Here is an 18792-nt window from a genome sequence, read left to right on the forward strand (position 1 = left end):
CATGTCATAAGGTATTTTCTCAGTAATCATTGCACCCTTCTGTATATATTCTTCTTTTAATTAAGAATCATTTTATTTTTTCTTCATTTTCATAATGCTCTTTTAAAAAAAGGAGTTTTCATTTAAAAATGCCTCAGCCCGATGCACCAATTCGGTCATATCCCGTCCATCCTCTAATATCACTTTTCCCGGTATACACAAATCCTCCTTAAAAAGTCCATGCCTGGCTTTTTCAGAAGTAAAATAATTGTGTTCCGCTCCAAAAGTCGGAACAGGCTGAAGCATACAGCTATTATAACAATCCAGAATGGCAGCGGCAGAAATCCCTTTGGGACTTATTTTCTCATATGACGTAAAGTCCGCCGTCTTTGCTGGGCCGCTCTCCCGGTAGATACGAGCTACCTGCTGCAAGATTTCTCTTTCTTTTTCGCTCAATGACTGAAATTCTTTCATATTGGATACATTGTCCTCAACCTGTTCCAGCGTAGACATTCCGGACAATACCGTAAGAACGCCATCCATCCCCGCCGCATAACGAAGCGCCCAGGATGCAATCGAAGCTTCCGGTTTTTCTGCTTTCATCAGCTGTTCCGCCGCTTCCGGCGCCGTGGCAAGCATACCTCCCTTAACCGGCTCCATGACAATGACTTGCTTCCCGTGTTTTCGGATAACGTCATAGCAAGCCTTTGCCTGAATAAAATAAGCGTTCCAGTCAATGTAATTCAACGCAATCTGTACAGCTTCTGTTTCCGGATGTTCGTTCAGTATCTGATCCAGAATCTCAGCGGAATCGTGATGGGAAAAGGCGATATGTCTGATTTTTCCTTCTTCCTTCCATTTTTTCATGTAGTCAAACATGTGCATACCACTTACAATCTTCTGGTAACGCATCTCATTGACATTGTGCAGCAGATAATAATCAAAATATTCCACGCCACATCGGGTGAGTTGCTGTTCAAAGATTTCCTCCACCTGTGTTTCTTCGGTGATTGCAAAGATAGGCAGCTTGGAAGCAAGCCGGAACTTTCCTCTCGGGTAACGGTCTACCAGGCACTTTCTGATTGCCGCCTCGCTTTCCCCATCATGGTAAACCCAGCTTGTATCAAAATAGTCGAAGCCGGATTCCAAAAACAAATCCACCATTTTATTTAACTGTTCATAATCAATATCCTTTGCTTCTGCCGATAGCTGCGGCAGCCGCATAAGGCCAAAACCGAGATTCCCCTTTGCCATGGACGTTTCCTCCTTCTTCACTCGTATTTTCCTGCGTTACCCGTCTGTTTCATAAATTCCAGTTTTTCAAACACGCTCTGGTCCGCCATGCACCTCGATTCCGCTTCGCTTCATCTCGGTCACGGGCTTCGCCCTATGAAAAAGGCCAAAATCAAATTTGCTTATGTACAAGCACAACGCAAATTCGCTTTCGCCCTTTTTCACATGGCTCATTGTCAACGTGTAAACTCAAATTGTGCCGACACAAAAGTTGAGCGGTCAAAATACTTTGTTCCCAGCTTATCCGCATGATCCATGTGATAGGGATGTTCCATATAGATATCAAAGTCAGCTTTCTTCAAAAAGTCTACAGTCATTACAATCTGATTTTTCTGTCCGACCCATCCGGTAGAAAAACCAACCTGCTGTGCAGCAATACCGGGTATATTATCTTTCATAGCCCGCATATCGGAAAGTACGTTGCGCCTGGTTTCCTCGCTGACATCTTCCTTGAATGTGCCGATAAAAATATGGCGAATCATGATTCCTTCCTCCTTCCGGACGCCTAATATGCTATATCAAATGCCCTGCGTTCCGTGTACATATCCCAGTATTGTTTTGCAATCACTGCCGGATCGTACTTCTCATCTCCTGGTGCGATAACGCCGCTCACTAAAATGCTGCCCACAAAAATTCCTCTTGGCTCTAACGCATGGTGCAGGACGATGTTCATTGCGTTGAGCGCCGCCTTGTCAATACACAGAGGTTTCAACGACAGAATCGGCTGAAATGTTTTCGCAAAACCACCGCCTGTAAAAAGAATGGCTCCACTTTTTGCGGCAAATTCATCCGTGGCAACCAGCGAAGCGCAATGCCATGCGCTGGCCGCATCTATTTGATAGCGCTCCATCAGGAGTTCGTTTGTAATTTCCCGGTCCCCATCCGGTTGAGTAATTCCCACGTTGTAGACCAATGCATCCGGCGTTCCCAGTTCTTTCACAACTTCATTAATCGCCTTGGTCAAAGTTTCAGGATAAAGGGCATCGGCAGTCTTTATGTAAGTCTCAATTCCCTCAGAATGTAATTCCTCCGCATACTCCTTCAGATGTGCTTCACTGCGGGAAATTAAAACCACCCGAAAATCGTGACTTGCAAACTCCCTTGCAATCGCATTTCCCAAGCCTTTACCGGCGCCTACTAAAATCAATGTTTTCATGGTAAAATATATCTCCTTTCTATTTGTTGCAACCAATCTGCACTTATCACAAGCACTCCCCGTTTGTTTCAATCACGCGTTTATACCAATAAAAAGAATCTTTGCGTTCCCTGGACAAATCACCTGTTCCATCGTCAAATTTATTCACATAAATGAGTCCATACCGCTTTGCCATCTCCCCAGTGGAAAGCGAAACAAGATCAATGCAGCCCCACGGCGTATACCCCATTAAATCAACCCCGTCCTTTACCGCTTCTTTCATCTGTTCAATATGCTTTCGCATATAATCAATGCGGTAATCGTCATGGATTTTGCCGTCCTCGGACTTTTCATCATAGGCACCCAACCCATTCTCCACAATCATCAGAGGAATCTGATAGCGGTCATAAATCTCGTTCAGACACCATCGCAGTCCCTTCGGGTCTATCTGCCAACCCCAGTCCGATGCTTCCAAATATGGGTTTTTCGCTCCACCCAAAAGATTTCCCGTGGTATTTTCCACGGTTGGGTCGGTAGATACACAAAAAGTCATATAATAGCTGAAGGTATAAAAATCAACCGTTCCCAGAGCAAGTTCCTCCAAATCCCCGTCCTCCATCCGGATTTCAATCCCATGCTCTTTAAAGTATCTCTTTGAGTAGCCCGGATATTTTCCCCGAACCTGGACATCCGAACAAAACCAGTCAACCATCTGCTTTTGCTTCGTAGTCGCTAATACATCATCCGGATTGCAGGTGTATGGATAATATCCCAGGAAACCAATCATACATCCCATTTTAAATTCCGGGTAATGCTCGTGGGCATATCGGACAGCACGCGCACTGGCGACAAACTGGTGATGGACCGCCTGATACCGCTCCTGTTGTTTATCCTCCAAATCCGATAGAGAACCCTGAAAGCCTCTAAAATTGTTTGTTGTGGAAGTGGTTCCCGTATATAATGTACCTGCATTAATTTCGTTGAAGGTAAGCCAATATTTCACCTTTCCCTGATAGCGTTTGAAAATGACTTTACAGAATTTCATAAAACAGTCAATTACATGGCGGTCTGTCCAGCCATTGTATTTCTCTACCAAGGCATATGGAAGTTCGTAATGGCTGATGGTAACCATCGGCTCGATTCCATGCTTTCTGCAGCAATCAAATAGGTTATCATAAAATTCCAGGCCCTTCTCATTCGGCGCATCTTCTTCCCCAGTGGGAAATATTCTTGTCCAGTTGATGCTGGTTCTCAGCAGTTTAAAACCCATCTCTGCAAACAGCTCAATATCACTCTCATACCGATGATAAAAATCAATCGCTTCATGAGATGGGTACAGATATTGTCCGAAAAAGTCAGGCTCGATTCTTCGGGAATCGGTATGACTTCCGCTCGTAATCACATCAGGAACGGAAACTCCTTTTCCATCTATATTCCAGGCTCCTTCGCACTGGTTTGCCGCAATCGCGCCGCCCCATAAAAAATCCGCTTTAAACGTCATATATTTCCTCCATTAAATCAAATGAATCATTTCTTCTCCATGCGTCACATTTCCATATTTTTCTTTCATATCCTGATAATGGTCCGGATTAGACACAATCACAGGAGTGATAAGCGATAAACCTTTGGACCGAATCCAATCCATATCAAATTCAAGTAATAGCTGCCCTGTTTTTATCCTGTCCCCACTCTTTACATGAGCAGTGAATCCCTGGCCTTTCAAATTGACAGTGTCCATGCCAACATGGATCAGGACTTCGGCTCCATGATCCGCCTGTATTCCAATTGCGTGCAGGGTATCAAAAATAGCGGAAACAACACCGTCGCACGGGGCATACACCTTTCCTTCCAGCGGTTCAATCACCACGCCTTTTCCAAGCGTGCCTTCTGCAAAAACTTTATCCGGACATTCCTCAAGTGGTTTCACCATTCCGGTAATTGGAGCCATAAGAATTTCACTGCTGCTTTTATCAACAATGGATTCTGTTACTTCCAAATCCTCTTTATTATCTTTGAATAAAGCCAGCGTACACAGGAATGTAACCACAGCGCCTGCCGCTACTGCGAGAATCATCCAGTATAAATTAGCCATTCCATCTTCGCCTACAAAGGTAAACAGGCCAAATACACCATAGCTTCCGGCAAATGCGTAGCTTACACATTTCGCAAGACCAGCCACAGCACCCCCGACAAATCCACCTGCCATGGTGGATATTAAAACCCTCCGGTATTGTAATACTACGCCGAACAGTGCTGGTTCCGTCACGCCTCCTACAGCTGCCGTAATGCTGGCAGGAATGGCATTGGCTCTTACTCGATTGCTTTTTGTTTTGATTGCGACTGCCAAAGACGCAACACCCAGATTAATATTATCAATCACAGTTGCAGGAGAGGCCAGGGCTTCAAAACCGGGATCGGCTAAACTCGCAACCAGATATGGCCCTATCCCATGGTGCATTCCCGTCATAACGAGAAGCGGATGTAGTCCTGTAAACAGCGCAACTCCAATAAAGCCAAAGGTTTCATACAGCCAGATGATTGCATTTGAGAAATAAACGCCCAAAATATCTCCAAGAGGAGCCAGTACACACAGGCCCACGGGCGTCATAACCAAAATAGTCACAAAAGGAACCAGAATAGACCGCAATACCTCTGGCGTATGCTTACGCAGAAAGCGTTCCACATAGCTGGCAATCCACACCATCAGAATAACCGGGAACATGGAACTTGAGTAGGTCACTGCTCTGATTGGCAGTCCAAACACAGAGATTGCACTTTCTGAACCTACCATCGAGATAAAATTGGGATGAAGAAGCATCGCTCCCAGCAAAGCCCCCATATAAGGATTCATTCCAAGTTTTGCAGATGCGGCATATCCTATGAAAACCGGCAGGAAATAAAAGGCTGAGTCTGATACGAAACTTAACACCTGATAGGTAGACCCATCTGCTGAAATCAATCCCGCCATTGTTCCCAAAAGCATCAGAACCTTAATCATACCGGTGCCAATCAGCAACGTCACAACTGGCGTTATGCTTGCCGCAATGAACTCCATAATGGCTGCGGGGCGGAATTTTTTCTCCTTTGGCACATCCTCTCCGCCCTTTTTATCGCCAAGACCGGTTGCCCTGCTGATACAGTCATAGGCTTCCTCTACCCCGCCGCCGATAATAATCTGCAGCTGATTTCCGCTCCACTGCGCCCCTTTTGCATTTGGAGCCTTTTTTACCTGTTCCAGATTGATTTTGCTCTTGTCCTTCACATCGAACCGAAGCCTTGTAACACAATGAGTAAAAAACGAAACATTATCCAAGCCTCCTACCAATTCTGGTAGTGCTTTGGCTAACTCATCATATTTGGATGCCATAAATAACCCCTCCTGAATTTCTGTTGATTTGCTATATCCCCTCTGTTGGAAGTCCGGACTTTTCACTTCAGGTATTTTTGATATCCCTACCTTATCACAGTTTCACAGCAAAAAAAACCTTCTGACTGCTTTCTGGTCAGAAGGTTCGTAAGTTCATAAAAAAGCGCAAATTTCTATGCACAAAAAGTTCATTCATTCCGTTTTATTTCCCGATACAGCAGTGCATAAAGAAGATTTAGAATATAGATAAACACCTGCTGAGAATAGAATACAGCAATATGTTCTTTTTTCTCCAGATCCGGCACACATATCCTGCAGGTACTATAAGAATAAATCGGACTCTCCGGATTTGCTGTCAATATCAGAATCGGAACATGGTTTTTCTTTAAAATTTTAGCGCAGTACAAGTATGATGTATGAGCGCCGCTATATGTCACAAAAAACGCACAGTCATCTTTTGTAATATGCGGGCATATATTCCCTTCCTCTGTATTTTCTGTTGCCAGTACCGGAAATATCCCAATCTTTAAAAGCTTGTTCATAAATCCTCGCAGTGTGATATTTACATCACTGATTCCGAACAAAAAGATTCGCCTTGCCCGCAGTAAATGTTGTACCATCGCGTCCAGCTCTTTTATATCAAGTGCTGACTGCATCGTATCCATGCTCTCCTTATGTAAAGAATAAATCCGGTTTACAATCGTTTCCGTAGATTCCTGCGGTTGGAATGGCATAGAGTAATCCACATGATTCACTACAAATTTTTTCGATTCCAGTTCACGTATCAATGCCACCTTAAACTCTTTGAATCCTTTATAACCTAATTTTCTACACAAGCGTATGATGGAGGCATTGGAAGAATAGGTACTTTCTGCAATCTCCTGGATTGGCATCTTATCTATCCCCTGCCCTTTCTCTAAAAAATATTGAATGATTACCTTTTCGGTATCGGTAAATCTCTCTAATTCCTGAATCTGCTCTAAAATAGCCATCATGATCCTCCGCATATGTTCGTAAATAAAGTAATGTACCTGTATTTCAGTATATCATAAAAATGAATAAATTAAATAAATCTCTTGATTTATATGTGCTTTTATAGTTCCTTTTTTTTGCGAACTATTAGTACGTTCCTTTTCTTTACCCGAACTGTACAATGGTGTTGGAGGTGAACAGACAGTGGAGGAATTAAACTTAGCCTATATGGGAGCAATACTCAATTGGCATTACTACTCGCCCTTAGTCCTTACTTCATAGTCCATTCTCTCATATCCTCTCTCCTAAATTTACATTGGCATTCCCTGTGTGAAGAAATTTTCCGTATCCGTTTCTTGCTCCGGTATCGCATTATCTCCCATCAGATTCATTCTGTGAGCCGACTGGATACCCTCGTATTTTTCTTTGTGGACAATGGATGCTCTGACATACACTGTTTTTCCATTTTTGTAAGTCCTATAATGTCCTTTTCTGATATGCGGCGTCACTTCATAACCGATGCTTCTCTGCAAGCTCCCGCCACTTAGGCCAAGATAGTAGCCGGACAATCCATTCCCGTCTTTTATGTCAAACACCTTAATTTGATTCTTATCTATAAAACGTTCACAGCGGTCTTGCTTTTTCTCATGTCCACCTTTGTCTGGTAGGAGTTCACTGTAGCTGTGGCGTTGCTTTTCTGCCAGTTCAATTTCTTGCAAGTAATCCTGCAGGCACAACAGTACCGCAGTCATATCATTCTGCTCCGACAAAAGTTTTTCTACAAAAATCTTTTTCGTTCCATTTTTGTGGTCTAAACTCTGGATATAAAGACCGTCCTCCTTTCCGGCTATATAAGCCACTTCCTCCTGGCTGCTACCCTGTACATTGATGATGTAATGAACATCCTCAGATACCAGCCGTTCTAACCCCTCTTTTGCTCTATCGTCAAACATACTTTGGCAGTATCCCCGATGCAGGGATTCCTTTATTAACAGCAATTCGGGGACGCTGGTATATGGCACATAGTATTTTCCAGTTTCTTTATCCAGTTTATACCTCCGCGCCAGTTCTCCCTCTTTTAACGATGACTGTGCCTCCCCGGTTAGAAACCTCTTTTTTTCCATTGCCAGACCCTGAAAGTAGGGAAGTATCATCAAAGTATCAAGATACCAGTCCATCGTTCGTTGTAATTGCCTGATGTCTTTAACCGCCAATTCCTGTCTGCATCTTTTCTGATCTTCCTCCTGACGATAAAGAAATTCAGCAATCTGTTTTCTGGATTTTGTCAGAAGAAAAAATCCTTCACTGCGCTCCTTTTTTCCGTTTCGCCTCAACAGCATCTCTCCGGTCAAGGCGTCACTGACTAAGTCCTGAATTGCTTCCTTCTTCACCATCATGTTATTAAAATATTTATATTGGGGGAGGTTCATCTTATCCACATATTGGGACATCCTTCCACCTCACCTTCTAATTTAATAGTCCTATTAAAACAAAAGAGCTATGCTCTCCATAAAAAGAACATAGCCGCTTTTAAGTGAATTTCACGATATAGATTGTTTTACATATTTTCCGATAAGCATTGCCTTTGAAGATTATGTCTGAATTACGGCGAGCCTTTCGATTCAGAAGCTTTTTATTGAGAGAGAGACTTGTTTTCAGCTCCCCTCGATAACTGTATGCACCATTTCCCCTGCTCCAGCAGTTTCGCTTTTCTCCGGCTGTGCCTGTCCGTTTCTTTACCAATGACATCCTCTGTTCCTCCTTCCTATAATTATCAGTTGTCAACACAACACTATACCATCTCCGCTGGAAAAAGCTATATATAAAACCCAACAAATCACTGGCATTATCCTGATAAAATTAGACAATAAAAAAACTGGCTGTGGAGTTATCCCCTTCAACCCAAAAACAAGCGCTCTATCACTTATACAAGGCATTGGCTGATTGATAGATAAAAAGGACAGGAAATTTTCATCTCCCATCCCTTGCATTTTCTCTTTTCACCTCCAAATCTCCGATGTCATCTGTGGAGAGGGCAAAAATAAGGGGTCAAAAACGACTGTTTTTCGCCCTGTTTTTGACCCCATTTTCGTCTCTGAAACCACAATATCTTATGGTTTATCCCCTGTTTTTCTTATCCTAACCACAATACGTCATCATTATCACCACTTCTACATTGTAAGTCCCAGGGAACATATCCACCGCTCTCCCCTTCACCACTCGATACCCTCTCCCCTGCAGCACAATCAAATCCCTCACCAAACTGGTCGGTTTACAGGAAATATATACCAGCCTGTCCACTCCGAAATTAATAATCCGGTCCAGCGCCTTGGGATGTATCCCGTCCCTGGGCGGGTCCAGAATAATGAGATCCGGCTTATCCTTGATCTCATCGATCACTTTAAGCACATCCCCCGCGATGAACTCACAATTGTCCAAACCATTCAGCTCTGCATTGACCCTGGCCGCCTCTACAGCCTCTTCCACAATCTCCACGCCCACTACCTTTTTAGCCACCGGGGCGATTATCTGCGCAATGGTTCCGGTCCCGCTGTAGAGATCGAATACCACCTTATCCTTGGTGTCCCCCACATATTCCCTGGCCGTCTCATAGAGCACTTCCGCACCCAGTGAATTCGTCTGGAAAAATGAAAACGGCGATATTTTAAACCTGAGCCCTAAAAGCTCCTCATAAAAATAGTCCTGTCCATACAAAACATCCGTCCTGTCACTCTGCACCACATCCGCCAGGCTGTCATTCACAATATGCAGAATCCCAGCATACCTGCCTTCCAGCTCCAGCTTCATTAAAACGTTCAGCCAGCCTTCTAACAGCTCTTCTTCCTTCACAGAAAGCCCCTCAGTCTGGCTGGTTGTCACCAGGGCAGCCAGGATCTCTCCGGTTTTAACCGCTCTTCTGACCAGCAGATGGCGCAGATATCCCACATGCTGTATCTTTTTATAAAAGCCCACCCCCGCTTTAGAAAAATATTCCTGGGTGGCCGCCAGAATCCGGCAGAAATCTCCATTTACGATATGGCATTGATCCGTTGTTACCACATCATAAAAACTCCCTCTTTTATGCATTCCCAATGCCAGCGGGCCGCCCTTGTACTCATCGCCGAAAGAGAATTCCATTTTATTGCGGTATCCGTCTGAAATTGGGCTGCCTTCAATGCCTTCAAATTCATATTCGTCACAAACGCTGTCGATCAGCGCTTTCACCTGCTCTTCTTTGATCTTTAACTGCTCTTCATAAGAAAGGGTCTGATATCCGCATCCTCCGCAGATTCCGGCATGGGGACAGGGATTTTCAGCGGTTTCAACCGGTGATTGTTCCAGCACCTCCAACAGCCTGCCTTCACATTTTCCTTTTCTCTTCTTGCTGATCACAAAACTGATTTTCTGGCCTGTGACAGCGTGCTTTACCACCACTTTTTCACCATCTGCAGTCAATATACCTTTATTGGGAAATTCGATTTTCTCCACGATTCCCTCATAAATATCACCTTTTTTCATATTTTCAATTCCTTCCTGTTATCAACTAAGCGTATGCCTGTTATGTAATTTGAGATTGCATTCAGCCCCGCTGTACCGCCGCCTAAACAGCGCTTCTGTCATTAATAAAATAAAGAACCTGACAAACCAGATTCCTCACCCTTCTCCCCCAAACTCTAAGAAAAGCGTGTCTCAAGATGCGAGACACGCTCTTCCAAACCATTTCATCATTTAACTATTTGCTTGTGGAATCCAAATCATCCTCAAAAAAATCATCGTCAAAATCATCATCGAAATCGTCTTCAAAATCTTCCAGATAATCCGGAGTGAAGAAACGGTAAACTCCATAGGCAATGGCTGCCACTGCTGCTACCGCACCGATAATCGCAAATACCCAGAGGATGTTGTTTTTCTTCTTTTCTTCCTGTTCTTTCCTGTGCAGGAACTCGTTCAGCCTGGTTGAGTTCATAATCTCTTCTACACGGTTCATGGCGTCTTTGCTCATAGTGTCAAATTTATTCATATCATCCACATCCTTTCCTGTTAATACATTGTAACAGTTCAGGCGGCTGATTTTTCCAGCCATCTGAACGGTTACAATACATTGCTTATTACTGATCATAATATCATAGTTCCAATAAATTTTCTATCTATTTTAATCATTTTTTACATTTTAACTTATTTTATGCGCCAATTGTCAAAATCGAACCAGACCGCTTATATCTTTTGTAATTTCGCAAAAGAAGCGAACATTTTCTTCATTCCGGCGCCGTCAAACTCCACCGTCACTTCAAAATCTTTGCCGCCGTCCTTGACTGCTTTGACCGTACCGGCTCCGAACTTAATGTGTTTTACCCTGTCTCCCACTCCATAATCCAAAGAAGATGCCTTTTGAACAGTAAATGCCTTGCCAAATGAGGGCTGGGGCGCTTTTGAACCGCTGTACGCGCTGAACGCCGAGCCGGCCGGCTTGCCGAAGCTGCTGACCCCCGCAGGCTTTTTATAGCTGCCCCACGGAAGGGCGGAATCATTAAAACTGTCCTTTTTCGGCGATAACCTGGACGGAAGTTTCTCCTGGTCCAGCAGGTAGGCCGGAATCTCTTCCACAAACCGGCTCACCTTAGAATACCTGGTTTCACCGTTAATCATCCTCTGGCGCGCGGCCGTTATCATCAGGTCCTGGCGCGCCCTGGTGATCCCCACATAACAGAGGCGGCGTTCCTCTTCCACATCCGATTTATCATCCGACATAATGGACATCATGCTGGGGAACAGACCGTCTTCCAATCCGGCCAGATAGACCCTTGGAAATTCCAGTCCCTTGGCGCTATGTAAAGTCATCAGCGTGACGCGGCTTTCCGATTCATCCAGAGAATCCACATCCGCCACCAAAGCCACTTCCTCCAAAAACTCATTCAGATCCGGATGCTCGCTGTTATCCGCGTAGCTGACCGCTTTGTTGATCAATTCCTCGATATTTTCCAGCCTGGTCTGGGATTCGATCTCCCCTTCCGCCTCCAGTTCCTTCCTATAGCCCGTTTCTTCCAATATATCTTCAATTAAATCGCGGATCGAATAATCTTCATCCTCCATCCGCCCTCTGAAATCCTCAATCTGTTCCGTAAATTTCTTGATCTTTTCCGCAGCTTTACCAAGTCCGGGCACCGCAGCCGCGCGGCTTAGAGCCTGATACAGGCTGTAATTCTCCGCCGAAGCATAGCTGATCACCTTTCCCATGCTGGTGGCGCCGATGCCCCGTTTCGGCACATTGACGATTCTCTGCACCGCCAAATCATCCTGGCCGTTGGCAATGGTTTTTAAATAGCATAAAATGTCCTTGATCTCTTTTCTCTGATAGAAGTTGACGCCTCCCACCATGCGGTAAGGAATGTTATGGGCAATGCACCGCTCTTCCAAAAGACGGGACTGGGCGTTGGTACGGTAGAGAACCGCGCAGTCCTCAAAGGCATAACCGCCGTCCTTAATATCCCGGACAATGGCTTCCGCCTCTTCATTGGCTGTTTCAAACTGGCGGAAACGCACCAGCTGACCTTCGTCATTGGCCGTCCACAGCGTCTTATCCTTACGCCCCCGGTTATGTTTAATCACCTCATTGGCCGCATGGAGGATGTTCTGGGTGGAACGGTAATTCTGCTCCAGCTTGATCACCTTCGCGCCGGGAAACGCCTGCTCAAAATTCAGGATATTTTCAATATTCGCCCCCCGGAATTTATAAATGGACTGGTCATCGTCGCCAACCACACAGAGGTTGCGGTGCTTGGACGCCAGAAGATAAATCAGCTTAAACTGGGCCGTATTGGTATCCTGATACTCATCCACCATAATATATTTAAAGCGTTCCTGGTAATAATCCAGGACTTCTTCAGAATTCTGGAACAGCTGCACGGTTTTCATGATCAGGTCGTCGAAATCCAATGCATTGTTGTCTTTTAACTGCTTCTGATACTCTTTATAGATCTGGGCCTGCTTCTTCTCCCGGAAGTCGCCGCCCGCGTTCAGTTCGCATTCCTGGGCGGTTATCAGCTCATTTTTCATATTGGAAATGTAATTGAGCATACTCCGTTCCTTAAAAGTCTTGGGATCGATATCCAGCCGTTTGAACACCTGCTTCATCAGGGTTCTCTGGTCGTCGGAATCATAGATCGTGAAGTTGGTCGTATACCCCAGGGCTTCGATATGCCTCCGCAAAATGCGCACGCAGGAGGAATGGAAGGTGCTGACCCAAATGCTGTCGGACCCCATGCCCACAATATTGTCCACACGTTCCCTCATCTCCCCGGCCGCTTTATTGGTAAATGTAATGGCCATAATATTCCATGGATTCACCCTTTTTTCATCTATCAGATACGCAATCCTGTGGGTCAGAACCCTGGTCTTGCCCGATCCCGCCCCTGCCAGCACCAAAAGGGGGCCTTCCGTACAGAATACCGCCTCCTGCTGGCTCGGATTTAAAGAATCATAAATATTGTTCATAAACCGTCATACCGCCTTTATCCATTCATTGCCGTAAACGCCGCATTACAGGAGCCGCAAACTTTGGACGGTCAAACTGCAGCGTAAAACAGCTAGGGCTATAGTATACCATAAATAAGAAAAGAGCGCTACAGCAAACCTGCCCCAGCGCTCCATAAATGTAACAGTTCAGACGGCTTATCTTCTTGACCAAAAAAGCCGGTCAAGAAGCATCGGATGGACATCCGATGTGAAAATTGATAAAAAAAGCTGCTTACAAGCGAGCTTGACGCCGCTTTCTTTATCAATTTTCCCGCCGTCTGAACTGTTGCCCATAAATCATTTTTTCATTATTCTCCGCAGTAAACAACCGCTTCAATCTCAACCAGGGCTCCCTTAGGAATCGCAGCCACTTCGAATGCAGCTCTTGCCGGACATGCGCCTGAGAAAAAGGTCGCATAAACTTCATTCATAGCGCCGAAATCAGCGATATTGTCCAGAAGCACTGTGGTCTTCACCACATTAGCCATGGATAATCCTTCGCTTTCCAGAATAGCCTTAATGTTCTTTAAAGACTGCTCTGTCTGGGACTTAATATCAGGGCCTGCGAACTCGCCTGTTGCAGGATCGATTGGAAGCTGTCCTGATACAAACGCGTAATCGCCTCCGCGCACTGCCTGGGAATATGGTCCGATTGCTGCCGGTGCATTGTCTGTTGCAAATACTTTCTTCATTATAATATCTCCTCCTTAATTATTTTAAAATTCGCAACGGTTCAAACGCCTCACTTTCCTGACCGAAAAAATGGTCTGGAAACTGCCTGAACTGCTGCAAACATTCTGATTCACTCATTATACAAAATTTTTTAGGATAATACAATCTTTTTTATCTTATGTTTTCGCGCATTTACCTCTTGTCATCTAGTATTGAATACTATATAATAAAACATGAGGTGAAGAAATGAAAAGCAACGACGAAAGATTACAAGGGATTTTAGACCGGTTAGAGAGTTTGTCCTACGTAAAATCCGCCAAAATCCCCAATATCGAATTATACATGGATCAGGTTACCACATTCATGGATGAAAATCTCCGAAAAGCCAAACGCTATCCGGAAGACAAGGTTCTGACCAAAACCATGATCAACAACTATGCCAAGAACAACCTGCTTCCTCCCCCTAACAAGAAGAAGTACTCCAAAGAACATATTCTGCTTCTGATCTTTATTTATTACTATAAGAACCTGCTTTCTATCAACGATATCGAGCAGTTGTTTATGCCGCTTACGGAGAATCATTTTGACCCCGATTCCAATCCGCCCCTGCAGAAGATCTACGAAGAGATTTTTTCTCTGGAAAAAGGCCAGATGGACCGTTTAAAGCAGGATGTACTGGTCAAATACGAGAATTCCAAAACCACATTTACCGATCCTGAATATAAGGACCAGGAATACCTTCAGCTATTTGCATTCATCTGTGAGCTCAGCTTTGACGTCTATCTGAAAAAACAGATGATTGAGAATATAATTGACCAGATGCGTGAAGAACAGGAAACGGAATTCCCCGACCGCAAAAAGAAAAAGTGATAAAAAGAACTTACCAAAAGCTTCTCCATCTTCCGGTAAGTTCTTTTTTATATGCTCTTATCCCTTTTCTTCCAACCGGTTGAATACCATATCATATCCGTCATTTCCATAATTTAAGGAACGGTTTACGCGGCTGATGGTGGCTGTGGAAGCGCCTGTCTTTTCCGCAATTTCCAGATAGGTCTTGCCCTCTCTCAGCATCTTGGCAACTTCATAGCGCTGGGACAAAGACAGAAGTTCATTGACGGTACAAACGTCCTCAAAAAAAGTATAACATTCTTCTGCGTCTTTTAAAGTCAGTATGGCCTGGAAAAGATGGTCTACCGCTTCTGTTCTTATCTTTTTATTCATAAAATCAAATCCTCTTTTTAAGAATTATTTTGCTTTCTTTGGACATTTTAGCATATTAAAGTTGTAAAGTCCATCCCCCATTCATTAAGAAAGCATAAATTTTTCAACTACGTGGGCGACTCCGTCCTCATTATTGGACAAAGTAATGTAATCAGCAGCATTTCTCACCGGAAGCACCGCATTTTCCATGGCAACGCCCAGCCCTGCAAACTCGATCATGGACAAGTCATTATACCCGTCCCCGCAGGCAATCATCTGCTCTTTCTTCAGATTCAGCCTCTCCAGCAGCCGGGCCAGAGACTGGGCCTTGTCCACTCCCTTGGGCAGAATCTCCAAAAAATAGGGTTCTGAACGGTAGACGCTGAAATTCTTTCCCAGCACCGCCTTCACTCTCGGCTCCACCATCGCCAGGTAGTCCCCGTCATCCAGCATGAGGAATTTAGGGACCTGGAACTTTACATACTCCATCATATCCACCTGATGGAGGGGAAGATGGTTGATGGCCGATTCCTTTTTCGCATATTCGTCCTGATCATCCGTCACCACAATCCAGTCTTTTTCATAGGTAAGAATATTCACCCTGTGATGCTCCGCCAGATGTATGATCCCAGCATTGGCCTCAATGGGAAGCTGGCGCTCAAATACCACTTCCTCCGTTTTGCAGTTAATGATAATTCCGCCGTTAAAGGATAAAATATAACCGCCGAATTTTTCCAGCTCCAGTTCCTTTGCCAGAGGCATGATCCCGTATGTAGGGCGTCCGGACGCCAGAACTACGATTTTCCCCTGTTCCTGGGCCTTCATCAGCGCCTCTTTTGTCCGGGGAGTGATAATTTTTTCACGATTTGTCAATGTGCCGTCTAAATCCAGCACGATCATCTGATAATCCATACTGCGTCTCCTTGAATTTACTACTGGGATTATAGCATATTTTAGCGTTTGATGATATACTAAAAACTTAGAAGCCGATCATACGATTTATAAAGGAGAAAATACTTCCATGAAACGACTGAAATTTCCTTTAGCAGCATTTCTGCTGACCATACTGGCCACCACCCTGGTCTATCTGATGACTGAAATGAGACACGGCCTTTTCAGCCGTCCTTTCAGCGCGAAAAATTACTGCGTTATCGCGATCCTCATATCATGTTCCCTGTATATTCACCATAAACGCTCCCTCCAAATCCCGTCATATGGGAAAATGCTTCTGACCGGCGCGGCCGGATCACCAAACCGGATCGTCTACATGGACTGGCTCAGGGTATTAGCCGCCCTGTTTGTAATCTGCGTCCATGTTATGGAATCCGCCTATGAACGTCTGACGCCCCATACCTTTTCCTGGGAAGTCCTGGCCTTTACAGCCAGTCTGTGCCTTAGCTGCAACCTTTTATTCATGATGCTGAGCGGAGCCCTTCTGCTGAACGGAAAAGACGAACCGGTGTGGTTGTTTTATAAAAAAAGGCTTTCCAAGGTGCTCATTCCCTGTTTCGCCTATTATCTGTTTTACCGTTTTTATGCGTCCGGTTTTTCCGTGCTCTATCCTCAAAACTGGAAAAACCTGCTCCGGAGCTTTTTGATGAATGACAGCGGCCTGACGCCTCATTTCTGGCTGGTGTTTGTGATCCTCATGTTTTACATTACGGCGCCATTTATCAAAATTATGATGAAGCATATGTCCGACCAGATGCTGGGGGCTTTGGTGGCAGTCATCTTCTGCCTCCATTTTTTCTTCACTTATGCACCGTATCTGAATCTGGGGTTCGCCGCGTCCACATTTTTGGCCTCCTGGGAATCCATTTTTATTCTGGGGTATTTCTGTACCCGTAAAACCAGTGACCGCTGTTACAGGCTGATTTCATGGCTTGGCGCGCTGTCCGTTCTGGTATTCCTTGTAACGGTTCACAGCTTTGACGATTACGGCGCTGTGTTGTACAACAACGCTCCTCCTATGATGTTTTTATCCTGCTCCATTTTCATGTTTTTCAAAAAACACGGCTGCACCTGGTTTGCAAAGATTCCAGCCGCTTTGTCAATGGTCAGCAAATACAGTTTTTCTATCCTTCTGATCCATTGGCTGATCCTCTTTGAAGTGGTGGACAAACAATTGGGCATCAATGGGCTGAGTTTTGGGATTGCAGGCGGAACCCCGCTCACCATCCTGCTCACTCTGATCCTAAGCCTGGCCTTCTCCCTTTTTTATGACAATACCGTTGTGCTCTGCATGGACTTCCTCTTTCAATTTGTATGCTCCCTGCCGTCCAGATTTAAAACGGCCTCAAAATGACCGCAGACAGGCACACTCCCGGCTTTTTCTAATACAATGTATTATTAGCAAAACACCACCAGGAGGCTTTTATGAGAAAAATTTTAACCATATTGACTGCCGTCAGTCTGGTCTGCCTGCCGCTTTCCGGCTGTAAGAAAGCGGATGCCAAAAACGGCCTGACCCCAATTACATTAAATGAGGTGGCTCATTCCATTTTCTATGCTCCGCAGTATGCGGCAATTGAGCTGGGATATTTTGAAGAAGAAGGCCTTGACCTGACGCTGGTTAACGGCGCAGGAGCGGATAAGGTTATGACCGCACTGATTTCAGGCGACGCCGATATCGGCTTTATGGGGTCTGAGGCCAGCATCTACACATATGCCAACGGTTCCGATGATTATGCGGTAAACTTCGCCCAGCTCACCCAGAGAGCCGGAAACTTCTTAGTGGGCCGCCAGCCGGACACGGCTTTCAGTTGGGATAAACTGAAGGGGACCAAAGTTTTGGGCGGAAGAGCCGGCGGAATGCCCCAGATGGTATTCGAGTATATCTTAAAGAAAAATGGAATCGATCCGAAAGCCGATTTAACCATCGACCAGAGCATTAACTTCGGATTGACCGCAGCGGCATTTACCAGTGATGATTCTGATTATACGGTTGAATAATGCAAAATACTGCCCCCGGAAATTTCAAAAAAAGCCTTTTCATGAAAATCTCTGTCTGCGGCATACCAAAACCACAGCGCAAAAAAAGCGGGGAATGGTCCCCCGCTCCCGCTTAACTATTGTTTATTCTTCCTGATGCCCATCCGCTTTCCTCTTATTCATTAATTCCCAAATCAGATCATGCATCCACTTTATCGTATTATTTAACGTTTGGACTTCATCTTTTAACTCTGTATTATCCTTTTCCAGTTTTTTAACAATCAGGCAGTTTCTGCACTTCTCTTTCAAATCTTTATCCATCGACCTGGTATGCATGATATATTCTGCCATCAGTTCCAGAAATTTGGCATTTCTCGGACGGGTTTCTATGTATTCTCCTGTGAAATCATAGAAAAATTCCTTTCCTCCATTTTTCCAGACAATTTCCACTACTGTACGGATATCCCGCTCTACACATTTCCAACTGGTGTTGTATTCCCTCGCTATTTCAGGATACAGCTGTTTTGTAACGAATCTGAGACATTCCCTGTCCTTCATAGTTATTTTAACTGCATGGATTGTGTAGTCGTATCCTTGATATAGAGCAGTTATGTTAAAACGCTTTAAAATATCTCTGACTATTTCCACATCATCCATGAAAATGCCTCCTTAACTAATGATTTCCTTCCGTAAGGGCACACTAACTATCCTAAATTGGAAGATACTGGAA

At 44.6% G+C, this 18792-nt stretch carries 16 protein-coding genes and 1 pseudogene; 3 read left to right on the forward strand and 14 right to left on the reverse strand.

What is annotated here, in order from left to right; all coding sequences use genetic code 11:
- Nucleotides 1-102: 102 nt before the first annotated feature.
- From GPL15_RS05175 to GPL15_RS05225, 11 genes are all read right to left on the reverse strand, one after another.
- Entirely contained in the window at nt 103-1233 is a 1131-nt protein-coding gene (locus GPL15_RS05175) for an aldo/keto reductase (protein ID WP_215696650.1), read from the reverse strand.
- A 215-nt stretch (nt 1234-1448) separates the two neighbouring features.
- On the reverse strand, nt 1449-1754 hold the full coding sequence (locus GPL15_RS05180; protein ID WP_215696652.1) for a Dabb family protein: 306 nt from the start codon (nt 1752-1754) through the stop codon (nt 1449-1451).
- Between the two features lie 23 nt (nt 1755-1777).
- Nucleotides 1778-2428 (reverse strand): SDR family NAD(P)-dependent oxidoreductase, encoded by a 651-nt coding sequence (locus tag GPL15_RS05185; RefSeq protein ID WP_215696654.1) that lies wholly within the window; start codon nt 2426-2428, stop codon nt 1778-1780.
- A gap of 46 nt (nt 2429-2474) precedes the next feature.
- Nucleotides 2475-3908, reverse strand: coding sequence for a 6-phospho-beta-glucosidase (locus GPL15_RS05190; protein ID WP_215696656.1), 1434 nt, complete (start codon nt 3906-3908; stop codon nt 2475-2477).
- A 12-nt stretch (nt 3909-3920) separates the two neighbouring features.
- On the reverse strand, nt 3921-5774 hold the full coding sequence (locus GPL15_RS05195) for a beta-glucoside-specific PTS transporter subunit IIABC (protein ID WP_215696658.1): 1854 nt from the start codon (nt 5772-5774) through the stop codon (nt 3921-3923).
- 188 nt (nt 5775-5962) lie between these two features.
- Entirely contained in the window at nt 5963-6766 is an 804-nt protein-coding gene (locus GPL15_RS05200) for a MurR/RpiR family transcriptional regulator (protein WP_215696660.1), read from the reverse strand.
- A gap of 291 nt (nt 6767-7057) precedes the next feature.
- Nucleotides 7058-8185: a hypothetical protein gene (locus GPL15_RS05205; protein ID WP_215696662.1), complete on the reverse strand. Its 1128-nt coding sequence runs from the start codon at nt 8183-8185 to the stop codon at nt 7058-7060.
- Between the two features lie 700 nt (nt 8186-8885).
- A complete protein-coding gene (gene rlmD, locus GPL15_RS05210; protein ID WP_215696664.1) occupies nt 8886-10265 on the reverse strand; it encodes a 23S rRNA (uracil(1939)-C(5))-methyltransferase RlmD in 1380 nt (459 codons plus the stop codon).
- A 214-nt stretch (nt 10266-10479) separates the two neighbouring features.
- Entirely contained in the window at nt 10480-10767 is a 288-nt protein-coding gene (locus tag GPL15_RS05215; protein WP_103226995.1) for a DUF4366 domain-containing protein, read from the reverse strand.
- Between the two features lie 194 nt (nt 10768-10961).
- A complete protein-coding gene (gene pcrA / locus GPL15_RS05220) occupies nt 10962-13238 on the reverse strand; it encodes a DNA helicase PcrA (RefSeq protein WP_215696666.1) in 2277 nt (758 codons plus the stop codon).
- Between the two features lie 329 nt (nt 13239-13567).
- On the reverse strand, nt 13568-13951 hold the full coding sequence (locus tag GPL15_RS05225) for a RidA family protein (protein ID WP_215696668.1): 384 nt from the start codon (nt 13949-13951) through the stop codon (nt 13568-13570).
- A 226-nt stretch (nt 13952-14177) separates the two neighbouring features.
- Between GPL15_RS05225 and GPL15_RS05230 the strand changes: the two genes are divergently transcribed.
- Complete coding sequence (locus GPL15_RS05230; protein WP_215696670.1) at nt 14178-14801, forward strand: DUF1836 domain-containing protein; 624 nt, start codon at nt 14178-14180, stop codon at nt 14799-14801.
- A gap of 57 nt (nt 14802-14858) precedes the next feature.
- On the opposite strand, the gene GPL15_RS05235 is transcribed toward GPL15_RS05230, so the two are convergent.
- Nucleotides 14859-15152 (reverse strand): YerC/YecD family TrpR-related protein, encoded by a 294-nt coding sequence (locus GPL15_RS05235; RefSeq protein ID WP_215696672.1) that lies wholly within the window; start codon nt 15150-15152, stop codon nt 14859-14861.
- Nucleotides 15153-15236: 84 nt separating this feature from the next.
- Nucleotides 15237-16043, reverse strand: a complete 807-nt coding sequence (locus GPL15_RS05240; RefSeq protein WP_215696674.1) for a Cof-type HAD-IIB family hydrolase — start codon at nt 16041-16043, stop codon at nt 15237-15239.
- Between the two features lie 109 nt (nt 16044-16152).
- Here GPL15_RS05240 and GPL15_RS05245 point away from each other — a divergent pair, with 109 nt between their 5' ends.
- Complete coding sequence (locus GPL15_RS05245; protein ID WP_215696676.1) at nt 16153-17436, forward strand: acyltransferase; 1284 nt, start codon at nt 16153-16155, stop codon at nt 17434-17436.
- A gap of 71 nt (nt 17437-17507) precedes the next feature.
- Nucleotides 17508-18080, forward strand: a pseudogene (locus GPL15_RS05250) (ABC transporter substrate-binding protein); the annotation flags it as partial.
- Nucleotides 18081-18206: 126 nt separating this feature from the next.
- Here the strand turns inward: GPL15_RS05250 and GPL15_RS05255 are convergent.
- Nucleotides 18207-18719, reverse strand: a complete 513-nt coding sequence (locus tag GPL15_RS05255) for a sporulation initiation factor Spo0A C-terminal domain-containing protein (protein WP_215696680.1) — start codon at nt 18717-18719, stop codon at nt 18207-18209.
- Nucleotides 18720-18792 lie beyond the last annotated feature (73 nt).

Source organism: Clostridium sp. MCC353 (genome assembly GCF_018785315.1).
GTDB lineage: Bacteria > Bacillota > Clostridia > Lachnospirales > Lachnospiraceae > CHH4-2.